General features: G+C 33.5%; 25 protein-coding genes. 23 read left to right on the top strand and 2 right to left on the bottom strand.

Translation table 11 applies throughout. The annotated features are described in order from the left end of the window. Positions 1-11 precede the first annotated feature (11 nt). The 3 genes from fsa to AC2A1D_RS17005 all read left to right on the top strand — a co-directional run bounded on the left by fsa (position 12) and on the right by AC2A1D_RS17005 (position 3,038). The gene (gene fsa, locus AC2A1D_RS17015; RefSeq protein ID WP_484044776.1) at positions 12-665 is read left to right on the top strand and encodes a fructose-6-phosphate aldolase; all 654 of its coding nucleotides are present in this window, start codon (positions 12-14) and stop codon (positions 663-665) included. 378 nt (positions 666-1,043) lie between these two features. Next, positions 1,044-1,892, top strand: a complete 849-nt coding sequence (locus AC2A1D_RS17010) for a hypothetical protein (RefSeq protein ID WP_484044775.1) — start codon at positions 1,044-1,046, stop codon at positions 1,890-1,892. A 300-nt stretch (positions 1,893-2,192) separates the two neighbouring features. Continuing rightward, complete coding sequence (locus AC2A1D_RS17005) at positions 2,193-3,038, top strand: hypothetical protein (protein ID WP_484044774.1); 846 nt, start codon at positions 2,193-2,195, stop codon at positions 3,036-3,038. Positions 3,039-3,285: 247 nt separating this feature from the next. Here AC2A1D_RS17005 and AC2A1D_RS17000 read toward each other — a convergent pair whose 3' ends face one another. After that, positions 3,286-4,764, bottom strand: coding sequence for an aminotransferase-like domain-containing protein (locus AC2A1D_RS17000; protein WP_484044773.1), 1,479 nt, complete (start codon positions 4,762-4,764; stop codon positions 3,286-3,288). 65 nt (positions 4,765-4,829) lie between these two features. Here AC2A1D_RS17000 and AC2A1D_RS16995 point away from each other — a divergent pair, with 65 nt between their 5' ends. From AC2A1D_RS16995 to AC2A1D_RS16950, 10 genes are all read left to right on the top strand, one after another. Further along, positions 4,830-5,453: a hypothetical protein gene (locus tag AC2A1D_RS16995; protein ID WP_484044772.1), complete on the top strand. Its 624-nt coding sequence runs from the start codon at positions 4,830-4,832 to the stop codon at positions 5,451-5,453. Further along, a complete protein-coding gene (locus AC2A1D_RS16990; protein WP_484044771.1) occupies positions 5,446-6,555 on the top strand; it encodes an aminotransferase class I/II-fold pyridoxal phosphate-dependent enzyme in 1,110 nt (369 codons plus the stop codon). Before AC2A1D_RS16995 ends, AC2A1D_RS16990 begins: the two co-directional genes overlap by 8 nt. Before the next feature lie 30 nt (positions 6,556-6,585). Further along, a complete protein-coding gene (gene bioD, locus AC2A1D_RS16985; protein WP_484044770.1) occupies positions 6,586-7,209 on the top strand; it encodes a dethiobiotin synthase in 624 nt (207 codons plus the stop codon). After that, a complete protein-coding gene (gene bioB / locus AC2A1D_RS16980; RefSeq protein ID WP_484044769.1) occupies positions 7,206-8,186 on the top strand; it encodes a biotin synthase BioB in 981 nt (326 codons plus the stop codon). The genes bioD and bioB overlap by 4 nt, the downstream gene beginning before the upstream one ends. Positions 8,187-8,250: 64 nt before the next feature. Beyond that, a complete protein-coding gene (gene bioA, locus AC2A1D_RS16975) occupies positions 8,251-9,519 on the top strand; it encodes an adenosylmethionine--8-amino-7-oxononanoate transaminase (protein ID WP_484044768.1) in 1,269 nt (422 codons plus the stop codon). A 544-nt stretch (positions 9,520-10,063) separates the two neighbouring features. Continuing rightward, complete coding sequence (locus AC2A1D_RS16970; protein WP_484044767.1) at positions 10,064-11,125, top strand: 3-oxoacyl-ACP synthase III family protein; 1,062 nt, start codon at positions 10,064-10,066, stop codon at positions 11,123-11,125. A gap of 431 nt (positions 11,126-11,556) precedes the next feature. Next, positions 11,557-12,666: a DEAD/DEAH box helicase gene (locus AC2A1D_RS16965; RefSeq protein ID WP_484044766.1), complete on the top strand. Its 1,110-nt coding sequence runs from the start codon at positions 11,557-11,559 to the stop codon at positions 12,664-12,666. A gap of 54 nt (positions 12,667-12,720) precedes the next feature. Then, the gene (locus AC2A1D_RS16960) at positions 12,721-12,915 is read left to right on the top strand and encodes a cold-shock protein (protein WP_484044765.1); all 195 of its coding nucleotides are present in this window, start codon (positions 12,721-12,723) and stop codon (positions 12,913-12,915) included. Positions 12,916-13,284: 369 nt separating this feature from the next. Next, a complete protein-coding gene (locus AC2A1D_RS16955; RefSeq protein ID WP_484044764.1) occupies positions 13,285-13,452 on the top strand; it encodes a lmo0937 family membrane protein in 168 nt (55 codons plus the stop codon). Between the two features lie 49 nt (positions 13,453-13,501). Continuing rightward, on the top strand, positions 13,502-13,930 hold the full coding sequence (locus AC2A1D_RS16950) for a hypothetical protein (protein WP_484044763.1): 429 nt from the start codon (positions 13,502-13,504) through the stop codon (positions 13,928-13,930). 244 nt (positions 13,931-14,174) lie between these two features. Here the strand turns inward: AC2A1D_RS16950 and AC2A1D_RS16945 are convergent, their stop codons facing one another. Continuing rightward, positions 14,175-14,543: a response regulator transcription factor gene (locus AC2A1D_RS16945; RefSeq protein WP_484044762.1), complete on the bottom strand. Its 369-nt coding sequence runs from the start codon at positions 14,541-14,543 to the stop codon at positions 14,175-14,177. A gap of 363 nt (positions 14,544-14,906) precedes the next feature. On the opposite strand from AC2A1D_RS16945, the gene gndA reads away from it, so the two are divergent. The 10 genes from gndA to hisC all read left to right on the top strand — a co-directional run bounded on the left by gndA (position 14,907) and on the right by hisC (position 25,306). Further along, complete coding sequence (gndA, locus tag AC2A1D_RS16940) at positions 14,907-16,325, top strand: NADP-dependent phosphogluconate dehydrogenase (RefSeq protein WP_484044761.1); 1,419 nt, start codon at positions 14,907-14,909, stop codon at positions 16,323-16,325. Positions 16,326-16,337: 12 nt separating this feature from the next. Next, positions 16,338-17,819, top strand: coding sequence for a glucose-6-phosphate dehydrogenase (zwf, locus tag AC2A1D_RS16935; RefSeq protein ID WP_484044760.1), 1,482 nt, complete (start codon positions 16,338-16,340; stop codon positions 17,817-17,819). A gap of 22 nt (positions 17,820-17,841) precedes the next feature. Next, positions 17,842-18,552 (top strand): 6-phosphogluconolactonase, encoded by a 711-nt coding sequence (gene pgl, locus AC2A1D_RS16930; RefSeq protein ID WP_484044759.1) that lies wholly within the window; start codon positions 17,842-17,844, stop codon positions 18,550-18,552. A 98-nt stretch (positions 18,553-18,650) separates the two neighbouring features. Next, positions 18,651-19,214 (top strand): C40 family peptidase, encoded by a 564-nt coding sequence (locus tag AC2A1D_RS16925; RefSeq protein WP_484044758.1) that lies wholly within the window; start codon positions 18,651-18,653, stop codon positions 19,212-19,214. A gap of 102 nt (positions 19,215-19,316) precedes the next feature. Continuing rightward, positions 19,317-20,129 carry a 2,3,4,5-tetrahydropyridine-2,6-dicarboxylate N-succinyltransferase gene (locus AC2A1D_RS16920; protein WP_484044757.1) on the top strand — a complete coding sequence of 271 codons (813 nt, stop codon included), beginning with the start codon at positions 19,317-19,319 and terminating at the stop codon, positions 20,127-20,129. Between the two features lie 10 nt (positions 20,130-20,139). After that, positions 20,140-20,814, top strand: a complete 675-nt coding sequence (locus tag AC2A1D_RS16915; RefSeq protein WP_484044756.1) for a glycosyltransferase family 32 protein — start codon at positions 20,140-20,142, stop codon at positions 20,812-20,814. Continuing rightward, the gene (locus AC2A1D_RS16910) at positions 20,798-21,892 is read left to right on the top strand and encodes a glycosyltransferase family 4 protein (RefSeq protein WP_484044755.1); all 1,095 of its coding nucleotides are present in this window, start codon (positions 20,798-20,800) and stop codon (positions 21,890-21,892) included. Before AC2A1D_RS16915 ends, AC2A1D_RS16910 begins: the two co-directional genes overlap by 17 nt. Positions 21,893-22,142: 250 nt before the next feature. After that, complete coding sequence (gene hisG / locus AC2A1D_RS16905) at positions 22,143-23,000, top strand: ATP phosphoribosyltransferase (RefSeq protein WP_484044754.1); 858 nt, start codon at positions 22,143-22,145, stop codon at positions 22,998-23,000. A 1-nt stretch (position 23,001) separates the two neighbouring features. Continuing rightward, positions 23,002-24,279 carry a histidinol dehydrogenase gene (gene hisD / locus AC2A1D_RS16900; RefSeq protein ID WP_484044753.1) on the top strand — a complete coding sequence of 426 codons (1,278 nt, stop codon included), beginning with the start codon at positions 23,002-23,004 and terminating at the stop codon, positions 24,277-24,279. A gap of 1 nt (position 24,280) precedes the next feature. Next, complete coding sequence (gene hisC / locus AC2A1D_RS16895; RefSeq protein ID WP_484044752.1) at positions 24,281-25,306, top strand: histidinol-phosphate transaminase; 1,026 nt, start codon at positions 24,281-24,283, stop codon at positions 25,304-25,306. Position 25,307 lies beyond the last annotated feature (1 nt).

Genomic DNA, 25,307 nt, shown 5'->3' with positions numbered 1-25,307 from the left:
TAAAAAACTGTATGAAATTTTTTATAGATACTGCAAATTTAGAACACATTAGAGAAGCAAATGAACTTGGTATTTTGGATGGTGTCACTACAAATCCGTCCCTTATGGCTAAAGAAGGGATTAGTGGAAAAGAAGCAATTCTTGCTCATTATAGAGCAATCTGCGAAATTGTAGACGGCGACATCTCTGCAGAAGTTCTTTCTACTACATACGAAGAGATGATTAAAGAAGGAGAAGAACTTGCGGCAATACACTCTAATATTGTGGTAAAAATCCCGATGATAAAAGACGGAATCCGAGCATTAAAATACTTCTCAGATAAAGGGATAAAAACAAATTGCACATTAATATTTTCTTCAGGTCAAGCATTATTGGCTGCAAAAGCAGGTGCAACGTATGTCTCGCCTTTTTTGGGAAGATTGGATGACATTGCTACAGACGGACTTACATTAATTGAAGAATTGAGACTTATTTTTGATAATTACGGCTTCGAAACAGAGATTCTTGCAGCTTCAGTCCGTCATTCGATGCATATTATCAATTGTGCAAAATTAGGCGCAGATGTGGTTACATGTCCTCTTCAGCCTATTTTATCATTATTGAAACACCCTCTCACAGATAGTGGATTAGAACAATTTATAAAAGACTCACAGAAAATGATATAGGGACGTTATTTTTTTTAATAAATCAACCCAATTTTTATTGATGTGTTGGTAAAAAGACCTCTTAACTTTAGTTTTTTGGGGCTTTTTTTTTTACTACTTTATCTAAAGTGATCAATTTTTATAAAAAAAAATAAAAAAAACAACTGAAAAACCTTAGTGTTTATTGTATGAAAACTTAAACTCTGAACTGTGAGTTTTTCCTTTTATTTAAAGGGTGGTGATTAATATTTTTTTTAAAACTTTTTGCATTTAGTTAAATAATTGCGTTAAAGAATGTTTTTGATATTAAAAAAATACTGTATTTATTCAAGTTTAATTGAAAATTTTCACTCTCTGTATTGAGAATTTTGTATCTTTATAGAGCAAAACTCAAAAGTGATGAAAAAAATTATTTACTTATTCGTGTTTACGAATTTCATGTCCTTTTGTTATGCCCAAGTAGGCATCAATACAAATACACCAAATGGGGCAACAGTGTTAGACATTACATCAAGTGATAAAGGAATTTTAATTCCTCGCTTGACAGATACTCAAAGAGATACAAATTTGGCAGATAACGATGCAGCTACAGTACCGCCTCTCGGTGTTGTAAATACTGCGCTAGCTGCAGGAACAATGATCTATAATACGACTCAGAAAGCATTTCAGTATTGGGACGGAACGTTGTGGAGACAGTTGTTTGTGGCTACCTCTTCCCAAGCAGGGAATGATGGAGTTGTAAAAGTAAACGGTGGGAATGGTGGTGTTAAACCAGTGTATACATTGAATTCTACAGGTAACAGTTATGGGAGCCCAACCGTTGTTACGTATACAACTCCGCTAACATTTGCAGCTTCACCTACAACCAGTTGGCCAGAAAATACGGTTCCTTTTCCTGGCGAAACTGCAAATATATATACAGTTGGAACATCAAAGTGGAGAGAGAATTCTATCAATGGGCAGGTGCATCTATGGAGACTGGTAACAACAATATCACCAGGTTCGAATTCTGCTGGCGCTGTAAGGGCTTATCTTACCAATCCTGATACAAGTTTTATTGTAGATTCAGTTCAATTGGTACCAAGTGGTTCTGCGGGAGTAGGAGCTGTTGCTACTTTTTACTTTTATACCATCGCAGATCCGGATAGTTTAGGTACGGGAAGAGGGTATATTCTTAATTTACAATCTAATGTACAATGTACAATCACAGTAGAATCTTTTACAAGAGTATCTTTGTTTAAAGATTAAGAAATAAATCATCATATGTGAAATTTTTTTCCATTTAGAATTGCACTTTTTTTTTTTTTTTTAAGCGGTTGATCACGTTATCAGTCGCTTTTTTTATTGATATAATTTCTAAACATATTGGTGAATAATTCTTTAGTTTAAAAAATGAATTAAATTAAATGATTTTTCATTTTTACATGATATATGATTATAATAAATGTTTTATGATTAAAAAAAATAATTAAAAAGCAAAATTTAACTATTTTTTTTAATTACTAATTGTGGAAATTCGCTAAATTTACATCACTAAAGTCATAAATCATGAAAAAAAATCTTTATCTATTCGTTTTTGCGAATTTATTTTCACTTTTTTATGCTCAAGTGGGTATAAACACAGAAACTCCAAATGGAGCTACCGTACTAGACATTACTTCAACAAGTAAAGGGATTTTAATCCCACGTTTGACAGATTTACAGAGAGATGCAACTTTAGCAGATAACAACACGGCAACTGTTCCCCCCGCCGGAGTTGTGAATTCTTCTTTGGCTCCAGGAACTCTAATTTTTAATACAACGCAAAGTGCTTTTCAGTTTTGGGATGGTACAGTTTGGAGACAGTTGTTTGTTGCCACTTCTTCTCAGGCGGGTAATGATGGAGTTGTAAAAGTAAATGGTGGAAATGGTGGTGTTAAACCAAATATTACATTAAGTGCTAGTGGAAATTCTTATGGAGCAGCGGTTCCTGTAACCTATACTACGCCGCTTACTTTTGCTTCAGCACCTACAACAAGTTGGCCAGAAACTACGGTTCCTTTCCCGGGGCAAACAGCTAATATTTACATTGCAGCAACTAATAAATGGAGGGAAAATGAAATTAACGGACAGGTTCATCTTTGGAGATTGATTACAAGAGTAACTCCAGGGGCGAGTTCTTCGGGAGCAGTTAGGGCGTATCTTACCAATCCAGATTCTGGCTTTTTAGTAGATGCCATTTCGTTGATTCCTTCGGGGTCTGCTGCAGGAACTGTTGCTTCATTTTATTTCTACACAATTGCCGATCCTGCAAGTTTAGATCCGGGTAGAGGTTATGTGTTGTATCTTCAGTCTAATATGGATTGTACGGTGGAGGTAGATTCTTTTACAAGGGTGTCGCTATTCAAAGATTAAGTTTAATATAAAAATATCAAATAGAAATATTTTATGCAAAATGAAATAAATTTTACTTTTGTAAAGTTCAAAAACCATTAAACGTCATTCACTTTATAAAGTTTGAATGACGTTTTTTTTTATTCTTAATTTTCAGAAAAAGAGATAAAACCAAAATCCTCGAACGATTCTTTGAAGTATAATTTTTTTATTTCTGTTTCTATAATTTCAATTTCGTCTTCTTATTATTCATAAAATTTCTTCGGTATTAAATTTCTCTACACTTCTTGGAGATTATTTCCACTGCTTTTTCCATTTCATTGAAGTTTAAATTTCCAAATCCTAAGCGAGTTGCGGTAAGGTTTTTGTTCTGATAAAGTAATGTTTTAGGGATAAAAACGTTGTTTTTTGCACATTCACGGCTCAGTTTCATAAGGTTAATGGAGGATTTCCATTTCGTCCAAACAGCAAGACCGCCTGAAGGTTTGTGAAAATCAAGGTCTTCATTTAAATAATATTGAAGCAAATCACAAAAATAATCTCTTCGTTCTTGATAAATTTTTAGTGATTTTTTTAAATATCTGTTAATTTCTCCTTCTGCAATCATTTCGCCTAAAACATGTTCCATTAAAACATCGCCTTGTCTATCGATTATTCCTAGATATTTTCGCATTTCTATCATTAAATTTTCTGGAGCTACAATAAAACCCGTCCTAAAACCAGGAGCGAGAGATTTTCCGAAAGAACCAATGTAAACAACCATTCCGCTTGTATCTGCACTTGCTAAAGGAAGAATTGGACTTTTATCATAATGAAAATCATAATCATAATCGTCTTCTAAAATGATAAAACCATATTCTTGCGCTAGTTTTAACAATTCAAGACGTCTTTGTGCGCTTAAAGTTACAGTTGTTGGATAATGATGATGTGGAGTAAGGTAAAGCATTCTGATTTTTTGTTTTGTACAGATATTTCTTACTTCTTCCACTTTAATCCCGTCTTGGTCGATAGGAATAGAATGGATATTCACACTGGTTTTTTGAAAAATCATATTGACTGAAAAGTAACTCAATTCTGCAACTAAAACCGTATCGCCTTTTGAAAGTAGAATTTCTGAGGCAATATAAATGCTCATTTCTGTACTTCTTGTAATCAGTAGATTGTTTTTTGAAATTGGTAAACCGCGTGAAAGATTCAAATATTGAGAAAGATTTTTCTTGAAAAATTCGCTTCCGTCTTGGTTGTACTGACCAATTTTGTGCGCTTTTCTTTTTAAAATAGAGCTGTAAATCTTCGAATGTTGATCGATTTGGGTTAAACGAATATCAGGAATCCCGTCGTTAAAAATATATTCGCAATCAGAATGTTCAAAAGGATTGTCTAAAATATTGGAAGTTTTAAATGAAAAACCTGTTGATTTTGGATAGTTTTCAAGTTGTTTTTTCTCAAAATGTTTAAGTTCGATGGGTTTGTTCTGGTTTTTTCCGATAATGAAAGTTCCTTTATTGGGAATGCTTTCAACCCAACCTTGTGCAAAAAGTTCTTCGTAAACAGAAACTATTGTATTTCTATGAACTTCTAAAATCTGACTTAAAATGCGTGTTCCGGGCAGTTTTGTTCCAAAAGGTAAAAAACCACGCTGTATTGCGTTGATTAATTGATTTGAAATTTGCATGTAGATAGAAACCTCAGAATTTCTTTCTATGCTAATGAAACTTTGGTAAGGAATCTTAACCGGACTATCCATAATCTTAAAACTGGTACACTTTAGCCATCCGGCAATATACTACTTTTGAAGCAAATCAAAAATGAATGGATTTGTACAATCTTTTAGACAAAATTGTTCAGAACAACGAAACGCACGCAAAATGGCTGAACACACTTTCTTTTATGGAAAATGCAGGTGCAAGAAAAATTTCTGCTTGTGAACATGCAACCGAAGTAAGTTTAATTCAATTGAAACATGCGGCAGAAGAGCATCGACACGCATATTATTTAAAAAAACAAATTTTAAAAATCAGTTCTGGTTTATGTAAAATGTATCGTAAACATGAGTTATTGGCGCCAACTGCAACAAGGCAATATCTTCATGCTTTAGACATTAAAGCGTGTAAATATTTACAGCAAAATTTTAAACTGAATAAAGAAGAATTAAAATATACAGCATACCTTTTTGTAACGTACTCAATTGAAGTTCGAGCCGATGAATTATATCCTGTTTATCAAGATATTTTAACGAAATATTCTTCTAAAGTTATGGTAAAGTCTATTATTTTGGAGGAAGAGGGGCATTTAGAGGAAATGATCAATCAACTAGATCAGTTTTCAGAAGATTGGAAAATTCATGCGGAAGTAATTTTGAAAATTGAAAAAGAACTTCACGAACAATGGGTTGATGCAATTTCCAAAGAAGTTTTGCAGCTAAATCATGCATAATCCTATACAGAATTTTCAAATTGCTCTAGAAAAGCGAAAAGCGAGCGAAACTTTACGAGCATTACATCCCAAAAGAGATGGAATTGATTTTTACTCTAATGATTATTTGGGTTTGGCAAGAAATGAAGAGTTTCAGAAATTGCTATTCCAAAAAGTTGAAGAAAACCCAAAACTTTTGAAAGGAAGTACAGGTTCTCGCCTCATTAGCGGAAATAGTACTCTGGTTTCTGAGGTTGAAGGTTTTATCGCAAAAGAGCATCAAGTAGATTTTGCTTTGCTTTTTCCGTCGGGGTTTAATGCGAATTTGGCGTTGTTTTCTGCGCTTCCGAGCCGTCATGATACAATAATTGTAGATGAGCAAATTCATCGTTCTGTACACGATGGTTGCAAATTGTCGAATGCAAAAAAGTTAAAATTTAAACACAACGATGTTGAAGATTTAGAACGAATTCTGAAAAAGCAAAACGGAATTTCGTATGTCGCTATCGAAAGTTTATATTCTATGGACGGCGATATTGCTCCGCTACGAGAAATTTTGGAAATCTGCGAAAAGTACAATGCTTTTTTAATTGTTGATGAAGCTCATGCTTTTGGAGTTTTTGGATTGGGTTTGGTGCATAAATTTCAGCTTCAAAATAGAGTTTTTGCTACGGTAGTTACTTATGGGAAAGCTTTGGGAAGTCATGGTGCGGCAATTTTAACGAATCAAGTGGTTGCTTCTTACTTAATCAATTTTGCGTCGCCTTTTATTTATACGACTTCGTCGCACGATTTTTTGTGGATGAGCATTCAAAGCGGGTATCAGTTTTTAGAGAATAATCCTCAGTTAAAAGTGAAACTTCAACAAAATATTAAAACTTTCACTCATCAAAATATCGAAACCTTATCATCGATGGAAAGCTCTATTCAAGCAATAATAATTCCTGATAATCATCAATTAAAAGCTTTGAAAAATGCTTTGTTGGAATGTGATTTACTTACCTACGCTGTTTTTTCTCCAACCGTAAAAGAGGGTAGTGAAAGATTGAGAATTTGCTTGCATAGTTTTAATACAGAACATGAAATTTTAGGTTTAACCCAAATTATTAAAGACTTTCTGTAATAAAACTCCTTTAAAAAAGATTAAAAAAAATTGAAAACAAAACGAAAAAAGTTGTTTGTAACCGGAATAGGCACAGAAGTGGGAAAAACGGTTTGCTCTGCGGTTTTAACGAAATATTTCAACGCCGAATATTGGAAACCAGTACAATCTGGAGATTTAGATTTTTCAGATTCTATGAAAATAAAGAAATGGGTAGGCGAAAACATGGTTTGCTATCCTGAAACTTATCGATTTCAATTGGCAGCTTCTCCGCATCAATCGGCGAAAGAAGAAAGTGTTGTGATTGATTTAAAAAAGTTCAAAATTCCAGAAACCGAAGCTGATTTAATTGTGGAAGGAGCGGGAGGTTTAATGGTTCCGTTGAATGACAGTGAATCTATTATTGATTTAATTGAATATCTCAAACTTCCAGTTGCGTTGGTGGTGAAAAATTATTTGGGCTGTATTAATCATACTTTGTTATCGATCATGGCTTTAAAACAAAGGGAAATTATGCTGGAATATCTAATTCTTAACGGCGAATTTCCAGAAGATACAGAGCGAATTATTTGTTCAAATATTCAAATGAAAACTCAAATTATCAGGATTCCGGAAATGGAAAATATTACCCAAGAAAATATAGAAATTATTACAAAAAAAATAGAAAATATATGACAACTAAAACACTAAGAAACGATTGGACAAAAGAAGAAATTGAAGAAATCTACAATCTTCCTTTGCTTGAACTCATTTATAAAGCAGCAACCGTGCATCGTGAATGGCACAATCCTGAGGAAATTCAAATGTCGACTTTGTTATCCATAAAAACAGGAGGTTGCCCAGAAGATTGTTCGTATTGCGGACAAGCGGCGCGTTATCATACGAATATTAAAGTTCAGGCGCTACTTCCAACAGAGCAGGTTATTGAACATGCTAAAAAAGCAAAAGAAGGAGGTTCTTCTCGTTTTTGTATGGCTGCAGCTTGGCGTGAAGTACGTGATAATCGTGATTTTGATAGAGTTATAGACATGGTTAAAGGTGTCAATGATTTAGGAATGGAAGTCTGCTGCACACTGGGAATGCTCACAGAAGATCAGGCAAAACGTCTTCAAGAAGCAGGTTTGTACGCGTATAATCACAATTTGGATACTTCTGAACAGTATTATGAAGAAATTATCTCTACCAGAACTTTTGATAACAGAATTAATACAATCAATAATGTAAGAAAAGCAGGGATTACAGTTTGTTCAGGTGGAATTATTGGTCTTGGAGAAACGCATAGAGATCGAATTTCAATGCTTTTAACTTTAGCGACAATGCCAAAACATCCGGAATCAGTTCCTATCAATGCATTGGCTAGAGTAGAAGGAACGCCGCTTCAGGACAATGAGAAAACCAATACTTGGGAAATGGTGAGAATGATTGCAACGGCAAGAATTATTATGCCTTCATCTATGGTTCGTTTAAGTGCTGGAAGAATTGAAATGACAGAATTCGAGCAAGGTTGGTGTTTTATGGCAGGAGCCAATTCTATTTTTACCGGCGAAAGAGAAACGCTTTTGGTAACACCAAATCCCGGAGTTTCTGAAGATATGCAACTTCTTCAAACCTTAGGTTTAAAACCGATGAAAAAAGAAAAAACAACGTGTTAAAAAGTGAATTTTCAATAGACATTAGTCAATTTTATAATTATTCATCATTTTTTACTCATTACTTATGAATCTAGCTTCCCGCGACAGAGCCGTCAATTGGCATCCCTACACACAAATGAAAACGACTGAAGATGCAATTCCGATTGTGAAAGGAAAAGGAATTTATCTTTTTGATGAAGACGGAAAACGGTATCTCGATGCAGTTTCTTCGTGGTGGGTTACGCTTCATGGGCACGCTCATCCGTATATTGCGCAAAAGGTTTCTGAGCAATTAAATACTTTAGAACAGGTTATTTTTGCAGGTTTCACACATGAATCGTCAATTCAGTTATCAGAAAATTTATTACAGTTGTTACCCGAAAATCAGGCGAAAGTTTTTTATTCGGATAATGGCTCAACTGCGGTTGAAGTTGCCTTGAAAATGTGCATTCAGTTTTGGAATAATCGCGGACAAGAAAAAACGAAAATTTTAGCATTTAAAAATGCGTATCACGGTGATACTTTTGGAGCGATGTCGGTAAGCGGAAGAAGTATTTGGACGAAACCTTTTGGTGAAATGCTTTTTGAAGTCATTTTTATTGATACTCCGAATTTTGAAAATTTGGATGAATTAAAAACAATTATTTCAGCAAATGCTCAGGAAATTGCATGTTTTATTTATGAACCTTTGGTTCAAGGAGCAGCCGGAATGTTGATGCATCAACCTGAAGATTTATCTGAATTGATGAAGTTTTGCAGAGAAAACGATGTTTTAATGATTCAAGATGAAGTTTTTACAGGATTTGGAAGAACAGGGAGATTATTTGCCGCAAATTATCTTCCAGAAAAACCTGATATTATGTGTTTTTCAAAAGGCTTAACAGGTGGAACAATGCCAATGGGAATTACGACTGCTTCGCAAGAAATTTTTGATGCTTTTTTGTCGGAAGATGTTTATAAAACCTTATTTCATGGGCATTCTTTCACGGCAAATCCTTTAGCGTGTACAGCAGCTTTGGCAAGCATGAAGCTTTTGTTGCAAGAAGAAACACTTCAAAATATTCAGCAGATTTGTGATAAACATTCTGAATTTTTAAAAATACTTAATCAGCATTCAAAAGTAGAAAATGCGCGACAAACCGGAACTATTTTAGCTTGGGAAATCAAAAATGATGCGCAAACTTCTTATTTTAACCAAATTGGAAAGTTTTTTTATGCTAAATTTTTAGAAAGAGGTATCATTATGCGGCCTTTAGGAAATGTGATGTATCTCGTTCCACCATATTGTATAACTTCAGATGAACTCGATTTTTTATACCAAAATATTATTGAAGTTTTGGATGAAGATATTTAGATCGAAAAAAAAGTGAGATGTTTTCCATCTCACTTTTTTTTATTTTATGCTGTATTTCAAAGCTTTATTTATTTCAATTGGGTTGTTGTTTTTTCGGGTATATTCTTGTTCTATTTTAATTTTTACTAATTACCCAATACTATTTGACTAGAAAAACTAATGCAAAGCATAGTTAAAATTTAAAATAAATTACCCAAGTTAGAGATCTGAAAGATGCATGTTTAAAGGGCTAAAAAGCCGTGCGAAAGAAATATTCACAACAGACGATTAATATTTTTGAATAAAATCAAAAGATATTGAATAAAATATTGGTGATATTTGAAGTTAATCTACTACCTTTAAACAAGAATTAGACTTTTAGTGGGTTTTTCTGATGAATTTATCAGGTGGGAAATCCTAAGATTTTAGGTTTATTTCTTAGAACATTAGTTTGTAGAACGACATCCATTTAAGGGCTTTTCGAATAATTTAAAGCTCTTTGTTTATCACTTTTATTGATCTTTTGTTTGGTATAAAAAGCAATTTATAAAAAAAGTATTTTCAGATGACAAGTAAGATCATTGGTGTCGGAAATTGTATTCCGGAGCAAACCATAACCCATTTATTTTTTGACAAACACGTTTTCCTTGACGAAAAAGGAATTTTATTACCAGATGACAATTTTTCTCTTACCGAAAAATTAAAGAAAATTACAGGTATCGAAGAAAGAAGGTATGCAGACCGCAATCAGGTAACTTCGGATCTTGCATTAATCGCGGCAAAGGCTGCGATAGAAGATTCTGGGATAGATCCCGAAACTTTAGACTACATTATTTTTGCTCATAATTTTGGTGATGTAACCTTTGGAACTGTACAATCAGACACTGTTCCCAGTCTTGCATCGAGACTAAAATATTCACTTAAAATAAAGAACAATTTTTGCGTTGCTTATGATGTGTTGTTTGGTTGCCCAGGTTGGATTGAAGGGGTTATCCAAGGTAATGCCTTTATAAAATCTGATATTGCTAAAAGATGTCTTGTGGTAGGTGCAGAAACTTTGTCTCGCGTAGTAGATATACACGATAGAGACAGTATGATCTATGCAGACGGAGCCGGAGCTGTAATTTTGGAAGTAAATAATAATGATGATTCTGGAATACAATCGCACTTATCTGCCTCTTTTACTTTTGCAGAAAAAGATTATCTGTTTTTTGGAAAATCATATAATAATGAAAGTTCTGAAGACATTAAATATATTAAAATGGATGGGCGAAAAATCTACGAGTTTGCCTTACTGCATGTGCCCGATGCGATGAAAAAATGTCTTGATAACAGTGGATATTCGATAGATGAGTTAAGTAAAATTATTATTCATCAGGCGAATGAAAAAATGGACGAAGCGATTGTAAAAAGGTTTTATCAGCTTTATGACCAACAAATGCCGCAGAACATTATGCCTATGGTTATACAAAAATTAGGAAACAGTAGTGTGGCCACAATCCCATCTCTTCTTACAATGATTTTGAAAGGTGAGTTGGAAGAGCATGAAATTAAAAAAGGAGATGTAGTGCTTTTCGCATCTGTAGGAGCAGGGATGAATATTAATGCTTTTGTTTACAAATTTTAGAACGCAGAGGTTTTAAAGTTTTATGCAAAAGATTCTTTTATTTATTAGGTTTAAGATTAATTAATTTTCGGAATATCTTCAAAAAAGGCATCCGCAAGTTTTATAGAAAAATATTCTTGTGCGTAATGTATGAATATAATTTTGATAATCAGTTAATTATATATGTTTTTTATTGAATTGTTTTATCTTACATTTGCAGAACTTTAATAATAACAGGTTTCTGCCTACGCTATTCTGCAATATTTAAAATCACATTTTATCATTCAGTTTTGCTTTTCAGCTTCCCATTTGTTACCTAGTTTCTTTGTCGTTATATGAAGAGTAATCTTTTTTAATAAAGAAATTAAGAAAACAAAGATTAAGGAGAAAGGATTGAAATAATTCTTTTGGAATGCGATCGCCTAAAAATACAGGTGATTTCAAAAAAATTTATGATAAGTTTCAAAAATTTACAATTAATAAATCCCATCGTTCGAGCGGTTACAGAAGCAGGATATTCGAAACCCACAGAGATTCAGAATGAGGTAATTCCTATAATTCTAGAAGGGAAAGATGTTTTGGCATCTGCCCCGAAAGGAAGCGGGAAAAAAGCGGCTTTTGCAGTTCCTATGTTGCAGTTATTGAAACGAAATACTACGGAACATACCAAAATTAGAGCTTTAATTTTAACTTCTACAGACGAATTGGCCGTAGAAATCGAACGTAAACTGGAGTTATACAGCAAGTATTTACCGCTTATACAGCTTAGGATTAACGAAAGTGCTTTAGATGAAAGTCAGCTGGCTTCTTTCAAAAAAAGGGTTGATGTTTTGGTGGCTACTCCTGAAAGATTAATGGAAACTTCGCAAAGACGAGCTATTAATTTATCTAAACTAGAAATTTTTGTCTTGTACAATGCAGATAAAATGTTTGAGAAAGAATCTCTTACTGCTGTAAAAAACATACAGATGCTTATTCCAAAAGATATTCAAACTTTAGTTTTTTGCGAATCTGTTTCAGATGGAATAAGAAAATCTGTTTCTACCATTGCTAAAAATCCATCTGAAGTTATCATTAACGGAAGCGCAGTCTCATTAAATGAAATTTCACAAAAATTATTTTTTGTTGAAAAAAGAGACAAAACAGATAGTTTGATAGATCTGCTTACCCAACAGAAAAAGAGTAACCCTTCTTTGGTTTTTACAAACGATAAATATACCGCAGATGAAGTTGTAGAAAATCTTGAAAAAGCAGGTTTTCGTACAGGTTCTATCTATGGAAATAAAACACAGAATGCGAAAAGTGAAACATTAGCAAAGTTTCGTACCAATCAAATTGATGTATTGGTTACCACCGATATTGCGACAAAAGGGATGGATATTGATGAGATTTCAAATATCATAAGCTACGATCTTCCAAATACCGCAGAAACGTATATTCAGAGAATTAAAAGATTAAGTAGTAAAGGTTCTTTTGCTTCTTTTTGCACTACTGAAGAGCATGAAGAACTCAAGAATATTCAAAAACTGATAGGATTTGCGATTCCTGTCGGAAATTTTTAAAAATAAAGCTGTAAAGTTTACAGATTATCATATACAATTTTAATAATAATTACAATGCAAGAAGGCACAGTAAAATTTTTCAATGAAGCAAAAGGCTTCGGGTTTATTTCTCCGGCAGACGGAAGTAAAGATGTATTTGTACATTCTTCAGGATTGGTTTCAAGATCAATTCGTGAAAATGACAAAGTAACTTTTGATGTTCAAAAGAGCGAAAGAGGGCTTAACGCTATCAATGTAAAACTTGCTTAGTCGTAAGACTTTAGGTTTTATCTCTTTTTAGAACGATACAGACTATTTAAAATCTATATTGCAGCCCATTTCAGATGGGGCAATCTATGTTTTTATTTCGATTCAGCCTCTTGCTTTTTGGTAGGAGGCTTTTTTTTGCTTAAATCTAAAATAGATACAAAAAGAAAGGTGGTATTTTTAATTTTTATATACTTTTTTGAATGTATAAAAAGCAATTTAGCGAAATAAAAAATGAGGTAATTAAGCCATTTTTTTGTTGTTAAAATTCACATGAATGTTCTGATGAAAATTAATTAGGAATAAAATTCAAATTTTATCTAAAAAGGCAAACAAATTGTATAAACTAAGTCAAATCAAAAAATTAATGTTATGAGAAGTTTACTTTGGCTTGTTGCCGTTATCTGTATTATTGTTTGGCTTTTAGGAATGCTCGGAATTGTTCCTGGAATGGAGACTTCAAAATTGGTTCATGTCTTATTGGTTATTGCCATTATTGTAATTGTAATTAATCTTTTTACCGGAAGAAAACCGTTGTAACAGATGTTTTTCGCCAATAATGATTAAAGAAAAAAAAATAAGAAAAATTATGCTACATAATAAAATCGAAAAAATAGATTTCTTGCGATTTTGTATAGGAAATCCACAGGGAAAAGGTGCTGAAATCATCATAGATAAGGGGTTGCTGTATATAAGTGAATGTTTTGGGTACTTTAAAGAAATTCTTCAAAGTCCTGATAAAAAAATTGCTGGTTCTAAAGAAAAAGAACTGATTTCTACTTTAGAGGAAATTGGCTTTGAAAACTGGAAAGAAAATTACTGCAACGAAGAAGTCTTAGAAGGAACAGAGTGGGAACTTGAAATGAAAATAAATAATGAACAAAAACACTACTATTTTTCGGGACATGAAGAATATCCTTCAAAAAAAGGAGATTCTAAAGTTTTCCGCTATTCTAAAGAATTTAAAAAACTGTTGAATACGCTCAACTTGGTATCCAATACTAAATATTTTGCGTAGTAACTTTAAGAAATATCGCTAGTAAAATTAAAGCATTCCAAAAATATTTGGGATGCTTTAATAAATAATAACTTTAGTTTTTAGTATTCTAAAATTACTTAATATGATGATTTCCAAAGTATGACCGCAGTCAATTTTATATATTTTTTTTGATATATTAAGAAATTAAACTTTTTTTTATTGCATAAAAAAAGCTGCAAATATCATAGCAGCTTATATTTTTTTAAGAAAAGTAGACTTTTTTTTACGCTTTTACTTTTTTGGTAAGATCTTCAATAATTTCTATCACCTCGTCAATATCAAAAGGTTTACTGATGAAAACATCTGCATTACATGCTTTTACAACATCTGCATTCTTTGCATGTGCACTCATAATCATTACAGGAATGTGAGCTGTACTTTCATCACTTTTAAGTTGATTGCAAACCGTAGTTCCTAAACCATCGGGCATCATCACATCCAAAATAAAAAGATCTGGAACTTCATTTTTATTTCGCTCATGAAAAGCCTCGATTGTTGAAAATGATCTTACTTCATAATTTTCAAATGAGAGAAGCAATTGTAATGCATCTCTAATGCCTGTCTCGTCTTCGAGTATGTAAATATTTTTCATAATCGAAACCATTCAAAAACAAAGCCAAAATTTTAAACATATTAAATTATGATTTATTTTTTTGAAAAACTAAAATTTACCGTTTTTAAAATCCTAATCAGTTTGCAAAAGTAATTTTATGATAAGGCAAAATATTTTTTTGCAGTAAAATATTTTTTTTATTTTAAAAATAAATATAATTTTTTTTCATTTTATTTATTTGATTTTTAGTTGCTTAAGGTATTTTCTTTAGCGTGGTATTATCTTTGCGAAATCTATTTTTATTATAATTTAAAAAGATGTTTTTTCTCATAATTCTTATTTTAAATGATACAATTCGTAATTTTATAGCTTTTTAAGAGAAAGATCTAATATAAAGTAAAAATGGAAGTATACAATTACGGGGTGATTGGTCTCGGCGTTATGGGAAGAAATCTCCTTTATAACATAGCCGATAACGGTTTCTCTGTTGCAGGGTTTGACCTTGACAGTGAAAAAGTGAAAGACCTTCATGAAGGAGCAACACCTGAAATGAAAGTAAAAGGAACCAACGCTCTCGAAGATTTTGTTTCAAATCTTGAAAGTCCAAGAAAAATTATTCTAATGGTTCCTGCTGGAAAACCTGTAGACGCAGTTCTAGAAAATATCACTCCGCTTTTAAGTGAAGGAGATATTGTAGTAGATGCAGGGAATTCTTATTTTAAAGATACCAACAGAAGAATTGCAGATTTAGCCAAAAAGAACATTCATTTCATGGGAATTGGTGTTTCTGGTGGCGAACAAGGAGCAAGAAGAGGTCCGAGTATTATGCCTGGAGGAAATCTTGAAGCTTTTAAAACCTTCCAACCGATGTTGGAATCGATTGCAGCGAAAGTAGATGGCGAAGCTTGTACCGCTTACATGGGGAAAGGTTCTGCCGGAAACTATGTAAAAATGGTTCACAACGGAATCGAGTACGCAATTATGCAACTTATTACAGAAGCGTACGATTTACTAAGAAAAGGTGCGGGTTTAAACAACAACCAACTTCACGAAGTTTTCACACAGTGGAATAAGGGCGAGATGAACTCTTTTTTACTTGAAATTACAAGAGATATTTTTGCACAAAAAGACGATCTTACAGACGGATATCTTGTGGATCAAATTTTAGATAAAGCTGGTGCAAAAGGAACAGGGAAATGGACTTCGGAGCAGGCTATGGAAATTGGTGTTTCAATCCCAACTATCGATGTGGCGGTTACTTCTAGAATTATTTCTGCTTATAAAGAAGAAAGGGTAAAAGCTTCTCAATTATATCCTAAAAACGATATTATTCACCCAGAAAACATAGAACTTTTCATTAAAGAAGTAGGTGAGGCGTTGTATTTAGCTACATTAATAAGTTATGCGCAAGGTTTAGCTTTATTGGTGAAAGCTTCTGAAGAGTATAAATTTGAGATTCCTTTAAAAGATGTAGTGAAAATCTGGAGAGGCGGTTGTATCATTCGCTCAGGTTTGTTAGAGAAATTCTATCAAGCATATTTAAAAGACGAAAACTTGTCTAATATTTTATTAGATGCTGAGATTGCAACACTTGTAAAAGCCAACCTTTCGTCATTAAGAAAATCGAGTGCTTTTGCCGTATCAAACGGAATTCCGAGCATTGGTCTTCAAGCAGCTTTAGGATATTTTGATGCATACACTACAGAATCTCTACCGATAAATCTTTTGCAGGCACAACGTGATTTTTTTGGAGCGCATACCTATCAAAGAAAAGATAGAGAAGGTGTTTTTCATACCAACTGGCAAACTACCAATAATTAAAAAATCGGAGAAATGAGTGAAAATAAAATCCTGCGTCCAACTTCGATCATTATTTTTGGTGCGACAGGTGATTTAGCAAAAAGAAAACTTTTTCCGGCTTTTTATAATTTGTACATCGACGGTAGAATGCCAAAAGGATTCACCATTGTAGCGCTTGGAAGAGCAGAGCACAACGACGATTATTTTAAAAATTATATTAAAGAAAATCTTAACGAGTTTTCCAGAAAAAAAGTTACTGATGAAGATTGGGCAGGTTTTCAGGCACATATAAAATATATTCAGCATCAACTTGATGATGAAGCTTCTTATAAAAACTTAAACGAAAAATTAGAAAAACTTGATACCATTTACGGAACAAGAGGGAACAGATTATTTTATCTTTCTATTGGTCCAAATTTCGTTCCTGTTATTTCTAATCACTTAAAAAATAACCTTCTTGCTTCTGATTCTAAAAAAGACAGAATCATTATCGAGAAACCTTTTGGACACAATAAACAATCGGCAATTGAGCTGAATGCTTTATTGGCAGAAAACTTCGAAGAAGAGCAAATCTACCGAATCGACCATTATTTAGGGAAAGAAACCGTGCAGAATATTTTGGCATTCAGATTTGGGAACTCTATTTTTGAACCAATTTGGGATTGTCAACACATTGAATCTGTTCAAATTACAGTAGCTGAAGAAGTTGGTGTAGAAACGAGAGGAAGCTTTTACGAGCAAACTGGGGCTTTACGAGATATGATTCAAAACCATTTGCTTCAAATTTTATGTATGGTTGCAATGGAACCGCCTGCTTCTCTGGAATCTGGCGAAATTAGAGACCGTAAAGTAGATGTTTTAAAATCTATCCGAAGAATTTCTCCTGAAAAAGTAGACCATTACGCAGTAAGAGGTCAATATGGAAAAGGAACGATTAACGGAAGTTCGGTAAAAGGATACAGACAAGAAGACGGAATTGCACCAGATTCTAACACAGAAACTTTTGCTGCCGTAAAGTTTTATTTAGACAACGAAAGATGGCAAGACACGCCTTTCTACGTAAGAACAGGTAAAAAAATGCACGAAAAGCATTCTTACATTACCATTCAGTTTAAGCCTTTACCAAGTTCTACTTTCTCTGCAAGTTCACAAAATTTATCTGCAAATCGTTTGATTATTAATATTCAACCGATGATGGATATTAGACTTCAGTTTATGGCGAAAAAACCAGGTCTTGAACTAGATTTGCAACCTGTAGAAATGATTTTCGACAATTTTGCTTGCCAAGAAAACACGCCGGAAGCTTACGAAACATTGTTGTTGGATGCTTTAATTGGAGATTTAACGCTTTTCATGCGTTCAGACCAGGTGGAAGAAGCTTGGGATGTTGTAAAAACCATTCAGGAAACTTGGGAAAGCAGAAAAGCCCCATCATTGCCAAATTATGAAGCGGGAAGTTGGGGACCAAAAGACAGTTTTGCTTTGCCAGAAAGACAAGGGCATCATTGGGTTTAAAACAATTTAAAAAACAAAAAAAATGAGTGTTACTGTATTTAACGATTTAGATACTTTATATAAAAAATCTGCAGATACTTTTGTAGAACTTTCAGAAAAAGCGATTCAGAAGCATGGTAAATTTGTTGTGGCATTAAGTGGAGGTTCTTCACCAAAAGCTATTTTTAATTTGTTGGCTACGGAAGGATATTCATCAAAAATCGACTGGACGAAAATTTATTTTTTCTGGGTTGATGAAAGATGGGTTCCGCTAAATGACGAAAAAAGCAATGCGAAAATGACTTTCGAAGCGCTTTTCAACAAAGTTCCTGTGGTGAAAGATCAAATTTTTCCAATGTATAATGACGGTGTTGAGGCTGTAGATTTTGCGAAAGAATACGAACAACAGATTAAAAACGTTTTAGGCGAAAGCGGTATTTTCGATTTTATTCTTTTGGGAATGGGAGATGATGGACATACTGCATCACTTTTTCCGGGAGAAAAAATTCTTCATGAAAAGGAAAAATGGGTAGATACTTTCTATTTGAAATCTCAGGAAATGTTCAGAATTACGTTAACGGAACCTATCATCAACAAAGCTGAAAACATTTTGGTGGTTACTTTTGGTGAATCTAAAAAGCACGCTTTAAACGAAGTTTTAAACGGAGAATACAACCCAGAATTGTACCCAATGCAACTTATTGAAAGAAAAGAAGGTTTTCAATTGTTTACCGACGAAAAAGCGAAAGGATAACAAAATCATAAAGTTAAAATCTGCCTTATCAACGATAAAGGCAGATTTTTTTGTTTTAACAATGCACTATTTTTATATATTTGAGTAGTTTTTAAATTATGAAGATGAAACGCACTTTCTCTCGAAAGATTCTTATCGCTATTTTCACGGCATCGCTTACCATAATTTCTTGCGGAAGTTCAAAATCGGCGGCTTCAAAATCTAAAACCACAGCAAAATCTACTGCAAAAACAGCAAATTTACGTTCGCTGGATTCTGATTTTAACGGAAAAATTTCATCTTCAATAAAAGGTCTTTTAAAAGATGCTGAAAAATATTTAGGAACGCCTTATAAATACGCAGGAAATACTCCCGAAGGTTTCGATTGTTCCGGCTTTACCGTAAAAGTTTTCGACGAAAATCATTTAAAACTTCCGAGACGTTCTGCAGACCAAGCCGATTTTGGAAAAACCATCGATATTAAAGATACAAAACCCGGAGATTTATTGTTTTTTGCTACTTCTGGAGGTACTAAAGTTTCTCATGTCGGGATTGTACATTCCATAGAAAATGATGGTGAAGTGAAATTTATTCACGCATCTACTTCAAAAGGTGTTATTATTTCTTCTCTCAACGAAAAATATTGGAATAAAGCTTTTCTTCACGCACAAAGGGTTTTATAGATATAGATAAAATCATTCGGTGTTTCACGACATCTATGGCTGAAAATAGCTTAAAACTTTTGTATCTTTGGCCTTTAAATTTTAACATTAATTAAAGTAAAAATGTCATTACAGCAAACTATTGAAAACATCTGGGACAACAGAGATTTATTACAGAACGAAGACAGCCAAAAAGCAATCAGAGAAGTAATTGCTTTGGTAGATAAAGGAGAGCTTCGTACTGCAGAACCTACAGAAAACGGATGGCAAGTAAACGAATGGGTGAAGAAAGCTGTCGTAATGTATTTCCCAATTCAAAAAATGGAAACTATTGAAGTAGGTCCTTTTGAATTTCATGATAAAATGCCTTTGAAGAGAAATTACGCTGAGAAAGGGGTAAGAGTAGTTCCTCACGCAGTTGCGAGAGAGGGAGCATACATTGCACCAGGTGTTATTATGATGCCTTCTTACGTAAATATTGGTGCATACGTAGATTCTGGAACAATGGTAGATACTTGGGCTACAGTAGGAAGCTGTGCGCAAATCGGTAAAAACGTTCACTTGAGTGGTGGTGTTGGTATTGGTGGGGTTTTAGAACCACTTCAAGCTGCTCCGGTTATTATTGAAGACGATTGTTTCGTAGGTTCTAGATGTATCGTTGTTGAAGGTGTTCATGTAGAAAAAGAAGCTGTTTTAGGAGCAAACGTTGTATTAACAGCATCTACAAAAATTATCGATATTACAGGTGAAACGCCAGTTGAATTGAAAGGAAGAGTTCCTGCACGTTCAGTGGTAATCCCTGGAAGTTATACAAAGCAATTCCCTGCAGGTGAATATCAAGTTCCTTGCGCTTTAATTATCGGAAAAAGAAAAGAATCTACCGACAAAAAAACATCTCTGAATGATGCATTGAGAGAGAATAATGTAGCGGTTTAAATCTTTAGTAATGGCAATTCCTAAGCAGATATTTCAGACTTTTAAAACGTCTCAATTACCGTGGATTACTAAATTTCACATCAAAAAGATGCTGAAAAAAAATCCTGAGTACGAATATCATTTTTATGATGATGAGCGCGTTCAGAAATTCTTTAAAGAAGAGTTTCCACCTGAATATTCTAAAGCTTACAACAGGCTTACTATTGGAGCTGCCAAAGCAGATTTTTTTAGATATGCCATTCTTTACAAAAAAGGAGGCGTTTATTTAGATGTAGACAGCGGAATCAATATCCCTTTAAACCAGCTTATTCGTGAGGATGATGTAGCTTTGGTGACAGACGAAATTCCGCCAACATATTATGTACAATGGGGTCTGGTTTATGCAGCCGGACACCCATTTTTACAAAGAACATTAGAAAATATTCTTGAGAACATCAAGACCAATCCTTATCCTCATAATGTTCATAAAACAACTGGTCCAACAGTTTATACAGACTCTATTAAACAATGTTTGGCTGAAAATCCTGAAATTCCGCATCGTTTTTTAGCGCCACATTACGATAATAAAATGGTGTTTAAATACAAGCTTGGAAAATTCTTCTTGTACAGCAAAAAATCTGAACATTGGAAGCGGAAACAACTTACCCAAAATATTATAAAACCTGAGAATGAAGATAGCATTTGATGCCAAAAGATTTTTTCACAATACTTCAGGTTTAGGGAACTATTCCCGCGATTTGGTGCGTATTTTAGTGAAATATTTCCCTGAAAACGAATACCTTCTCCTCAATAAAAATAAATCTGAAAGAGGTTCCGAAATTTTACAAAATTCTCACGTTCATTTTGTTGAAACTTCAAAAGGAAGCCTTTCTCGACAATTGAAAATGGGGAAAGATGCACAACATGAAAATGTAGATATTTTTCATGGTTTGTCGGGCGAATTGCCTCTAAAATGGGACAAAAAACCAATAAAGAAAGTGGTTACAATTCACGATTTAATTTTTGAAAGGTATCCTCAATATTACTCTTTTTTCGACAGGAAAATTCATTTTTGGAAATTTAAAAAAGCAGCACATTCAGCGGATAAAATTATCGCTATTTCTGAGCAAACGAAAAGAGATATCATCGATTTTCTGAAAGTTCCGGAATCTAAAATTGAAGTAATTTATCAAGGTTGTCATCATGCATTCAAGGAGGAACAATCTGCGGATTTTATTCAGCAAACAAAGGAAAAATTTAAACTTCCAGAAAGATTTATTCTGAATGTAGGAACCATTGAAGACCGCAAAAATCTACTCAATGTTGTCAAAGCATTGAAAGATACCAAAATTCCTTTGGTTGTTGTGGGTAAAAAGACTAAATATTTCAAAAAAGTTGAAGCTTTTGTTCAGCAAAATAAAATTGAAACTTACTTTCTAGAAGGAGTTTCGATGGATGAATTAGCGGTGCTTTACAAATTGGCAGATATTTTCGTTTACCCAAGTTTTTTTGAAGGTTTCGGGATTCCTGTTATTGAAGCTTTGTTTTCAAAAACGGTGGTTATTACAAGTAATACAAGCTGTCTTCCCGAAGCTGGTGGTCCAGATTCTGTGTACGTAGACCCAAAAAATCATTTGGATATTCAAGCTAAAATTAAATTTTTGTGGGAAAACGAATCCGAACGTAATCGTCGTGCTGAAAAGGGTTTTCACTTTGTTCAAAAGTTTAATGATGAGCCTATTGCCAATGAATTGATGAATCTTTATAGAAAAATTATTTCGTAAAATTATTGCGGGTTTAAAAATAAGTTCTACATTTGTACCACAATTTTCAACAATGAAACCGAATTTTTTAACAGTACATCATTATCATCATCATCTCTGCTAAGACGGAATTGATTGATCGATACTATATGTTAAAAATCAAAATAATTAAAAAACCGTCTGAGTAAAGACGGTTTTTTTGTTTCTAAATTCTTCCCGGGCAATTTATATCATTTAACCGTTTCTTTTACTCAGACTCAACAAAAGTGAAATGAGTAAAATAAAAATAGCCATACAAAAAAGCGGTCGTTTGTACGAAGAATCTCTGCAACTCCTCAAAGACTGCGGTATTTTCATCAATAATGGGAAAGACCAGCTCAAAGTTTCTGTAGATAATTTTCCGATGGAAATTATGTATTTACGAAACTCGGATATTCCTCAATATTTGGAAGATGGAGTGGTAGATATCGCCATCGTAGGACAAAACCTATTGGTAGAAAAACAAAAAAACATTGATATTATTCAACCACTTGGTTTTTCAAAATGCCGTGTTTCTTTAGCTATTCCGAAGGAAATTGATACAGATGACATCAATTATTTTCAAGGCAAAAAAATCGCAACTTCTTATCCGAATACTTTAAAAACATTCTTAAACGAAAACAATATTTCTGCAGAAATTCACATGATTTCCGGCTCAGTAGAAATTGCTCCCAACATTGGTCTTGCCGATGGAATCTGCGATATTGTAAGTTCTGGAAGTACATTATTCAAAAACGGTTTACGAGAAACGGTTACGCTTTTAAAATCTGAAGCTGTATTAGCCAAAACTTCAAAATTGAATGATGAAAAAATTCAGATTTTAGAGAAATTTCTTTTCAGAATAAAAGCCGTTTTAAAAGCTAAAAATTCAAAATACATTTTAATGAATGTTCCAAATGATAAAATTGAAATCATTTCTAAAGCACTCCCTGTTTTGAAAAGTCCTACGGTAATTCCTTTAGCAGAAGCAGGTTGGAGCAGTATTCACTCCGTGATAGATGAAGAACGATTTTGGGACGTGATTGATGAATTGAAAGAAAAAGGCGCTCAAGATATTTTGATTATTCCAATTGATAAAATGGTAATGTAAGATGAAAATTAGCAAATATCCTCAAAAAGAAACATGGTCTGAACTCATAAAAAGACCTTCTTTACAAAAAGAAAAACTCACGGAATTAATTGCTGAAATTTTCGACGAAGTTGAAAAAAATGGCGATGAAGCGTTGATTGATTTCTGTAAAAAATATGATGGAGCCGAAGTTTCTCAGCTTTTTGTTACTGAAGAAGAAGTGGAAATAGCGGAGCAAATGGTCGATTCAGAATTAAAACAGGCAATTCGGGAAGCAAAAGAGAATATTACAAAATTTCACGCTTCACAAATTGCTAAAACTGAAAAGATTGAAACAACCAAAGGCGTTATTTGTTGGCGAGAAAATCGAGCGATAGAAAAAGTTGGAATCTACATTCCGGGAGGAACGGCACCTTTGTTTTCTACGGTTTTAATGTTGGCAATTCCGGCTCAATTGGCGGGTTGTCAAGAGATTATTTTGTGTACGCCTCCAGACAAAAACGGAAATGTAAATCCCGCAATTCTGTTTACAGCAAAGCTTTGTGGTGTAACGAAAATTTTTAAAGTAGGAGGTGCGCAAGCGATTGCCGCCATGAGTTTAGGAACTAAAACAATTCCTAGTGTGAATAAAATTTTCGGACCAGGAAATCAATATGTGGTTGCAGCTAAAGAATTTGCTCAAAATTATAATGTAGCGATTGATATGCCGGCTGGACCGAGCGAAGTTTTGGTGATTGCCGATGAAAATGCTGTCCCAGAATTTTGTGCGGCAGATTTGCTTTCTCAGGCTGAACACGGAAGTGATAGCCAGGTAATTTTTCTCTCAACAAATGAAGAAATTTTCAATAAAACGATTGAAGAAACAGAAAAACAGCTCGAAAACCTTCCTCGAAACGAAATGGCAAGCGAAGCTTTGAAAAATAGTCATTTTGTACTGTTAAAAACTCTTGAAGATGCCTTTGAACTCTGCAATTTTTACGCTCCAGAGCACTTGATTTTAGCTTTGGAAAACTACGAAAACTACATTCCGAGAATTCAAAATGCGGGTTCTGTATTTCTTGGGAATTACTCTTGTGAAAGCGCAGGAGATTACGCAAGCGGAACCAATCACACATTACCGACGAATGGTTTTGCTAAAAATTATAGCGGCGTTTCTCTGGACAGTTTTGTGAAGAAAATCACCTTTCAGAATTTGTCTAAAGAAGGACTTCAAAATTTAGGAAAAACAATAGAAATTATGGCTGAAGCTGAAGGTTTGTTCGCTCACAAAAATGCCGTAAGTATTAGATTAAAAAAGTAAAATGAAAGAATTTAACCTCAATACATTAGTTCGAAAAAATATTTTTGAACTTCAACCTTATATCAGTTTTAGGGATCAAAATACGTTTGAAAATCCTGTGTTTTTAGATGCCAACGAAAACGCTTTTGGAGAATTGAATCGCTATCCGGATTCTACTCAAAAACTGTTAAAACAAAAATTAGCCATTCTAAAAAATGTGTCGGAACAGCAAATTTCTGTAGGAAACGGAAGCGACGAGCTGATTGATTTGATTATTAAAGTGTTTTGCGAGCCTAAAAAAGATTCCATTTTAGTGATGAATCCTTCATTTGCAATGTATGGTTTCTATGCTTCAATCAATGAAAATAGAGTAGTAAACCTAAATCTTAACGAAGATTTTGAAATTGATAAAGATGAATTTTTAAAGGTTTCTGGAGAGAATCATCCCAAAATTTTCTTTTTGTGTTCGCCGAATAATCCAACAGGAAATTCAATTGAAAACCTTGAATTTTACCTAGATAATTTTAATGGAATTGTGGTGATTGATGAAGCTTATATTGAATTTTCAGGCAAAGAATCGGCGATACAATTACTGGATAAATATCCTAATTTAATTGTCTTACAAACCTTTTCTAAAGCATGGGGATTGGCGGGAATAAGAGTCGGAATTGTTTACGCTTCAGCAGAAATTTCAGCTTTGATTAATACCGTTAAAGCTCCATATAATGTTAATGTTTTAAGTTTAAATAAAGTTGTTGACATAATTAATAAACAGGAGATTGTAAAACTAAATATAGAAAATACTTTAAGCGAAATTTCTTGGTTGAAAAATCAATTTAAATCATTGAATTGCATAAAAAAAGTATATCCAACCGATGCCAATTTCTTCTTAATTGAGTTTGAAAATGCAGAGAATGTGTATCAAAAATTATTAGAAAAAGAAATCTTAACAAGCAAAAGAAGTCCGCAAATTCCGAACTGTATTCGATTGAATGTGGGAACTCGTGAAGAGAATCTGAAATTAATTCAAGTTTTAAGAAATATCTAAA

Source organism: Chryseobacterium sp. HNCC26DJ239 (assembly GCF_057180445.1).
This window is presented reverse-complemented; position numbering and strand designations above follow the sequence as displayed.

Bases quoted from the DNA above. Each gene is read 5' to 3' on its own strand.
- AC2A1D_RS16950 (WP_484044763.1), top strand. From the start codon at position 13,502: ATGCTACATAATAAAATCGAAAAAATAGATTTCTTGCGATTTTGTATA.
- AC2A1D_RS16910 (WP_484044755.1), top strand. From the start codon at position 20,798: ATGAAGATAGCATTTGATGCCAAAAGATTTTTTCACAATACTTCAGGT.
- AC2A1D_RS16970 (WP_484044767.1), top strand. From the start codon at position 10,064: ATGACAAGTAAGATCATTGGTGTCGGAAATTGTATTCCGGAGCAAACC.
- gndA (WP_484044761.1), top strand. From the start codon at position 14,907: ATGGAAGTATACAATTACGGGGTGATTGGTCTCGGCGTTATGGGAAGA.
- zwf (WP_484044760.1), top strand. From the start codon at position 16,338: ATGAGTGAAAATAAAATCCTGCGTCCAACTTCGATCATTATTTTTGGT.
- AC2A1D_RS16925 (WP_484044758.1), top strand. From the start codon at position 18,651: ATGAAGATGAAACGCACTTTCTCTCGAAAGATTCTTATCGCTATTTTC.
- bioB (WP_484044769.1), top strand. From the start codon at position 7,206: ATGACAACTAAAACACTAAGAAACGATTGGACAAAAGAAGAAATTGAA.
- AC2A1D_RS17000 (WP_484044773.1), bottom strand. From the start codon at position 4,764: ATGGATAGTCCGGTTAAGATTCCTTACCAAAGTTTCATTAGCATAGAA.
- AC2A1D_RS16995 (WP_484044772.1), top strand. From the start codon at position 4,830: ATGGATTTGTACAATCTTTTAGACAAAATTGTTCAGAACAACGAAACG.
- AC2A1D_RS16920 (WP_484044757.1), top strand. From the start codon at position 19,317: ATGTCATTACAGCAAACTATTGAAAACATCTGGGACAACAGAGATTTA.
- AC2A1D_RS16960 (WP_484044765.1), top strand. From the start codon at position 12,721: ATGCAAGAAGGCACAGTAAAATTTTTCAATGAAGCAAAAGGCTTCGGG.
- AC2A1D_RS16955 (WP_484044764.1), top strand. From the start codon at position 13,285: ATGAGAAGTTTACTTTGGCTTGTTGCCGTTATCTGTATTATTGTTTGG.
- bioA (WP_484044768.1), top strand. From the start codon at position 8,251: ATGAATCTAGCTTCCCGCGACAGAGCCGTCAATTGGCATCCCTACACA.
- AC2A1D_RS17010 (WP_484044775.1), top strand. From the start codon at position 1,044: ATGAAAAAAATTATTTACTTATTCGTGTTTACGAATTTCATGTCCTTT.
- AC2A1D_RS16990 (WP_484044771.1), top strand. From the start codon at position 5,446: ATGCATAATCCTATACAGAATTTTCAAATTGCTCTAGAAAAGCGAAAA.
- fsa (WP_484044776.1), top strand. From the start codon at position 12: ATGAAATTTTTTATAGATACTGCAAATTTAGAACACATTAGAGAAGCA.
- AC2A1D_RS16965 (WP_484044766.1), top strand. From the start codon at position 11,557: ATGATAAGTTTCAAAAATTTACAATTAATAAATCCCATCGTTCGAGCG.
- hisG (WP_484044754.1), top strand. From the start codon at position 22,143: ATGAGTAAAATAAAAATAGCCATACAAAAAAGCGGTCGTTTGTACGAA.
- hisD (WP_484044753.1), top strand. From the start codon at position 23,002: ATGAAAATTAGCAAATATCCTCAAAAAGAAACATGGTCTGAACTCATA.
- pgl (WP_484044759.1), top strand. From the start codon at position 17,842: ATGAGTGTTACTGTATTTAACGATTTAGATACTTTATATAAAAAATCT.
- hisC (WP_484044752.1), top strand. From the start codon at position 24,281: ATGAAAGAATTTAACCTCAATACATTAGTTCGAAAAAATATTTTTGAA.
- AC2A1D_RS17005 (WP_484044774.1), top strand. From the start codon at position 2,193: ATGAAAAAAAATCTTTATCTATTCGTTTTTGCGAATTTATTTTCACTT.
- AC2A1D_RS16915 (WP_484044756.1), top strand. From the start codon at position 20,140: ATGGCAATTCCTAAGCAGATATTTCAGACTTTTAAAACGTCTCAATTA.
- AC2A1D_RS16945 (WP_484044762.1), bottom strand. From the start codon at position 14,543: ATGAAAAATATTTACATACTCGAAGACGAGACAGGCATTAGAGATGCA.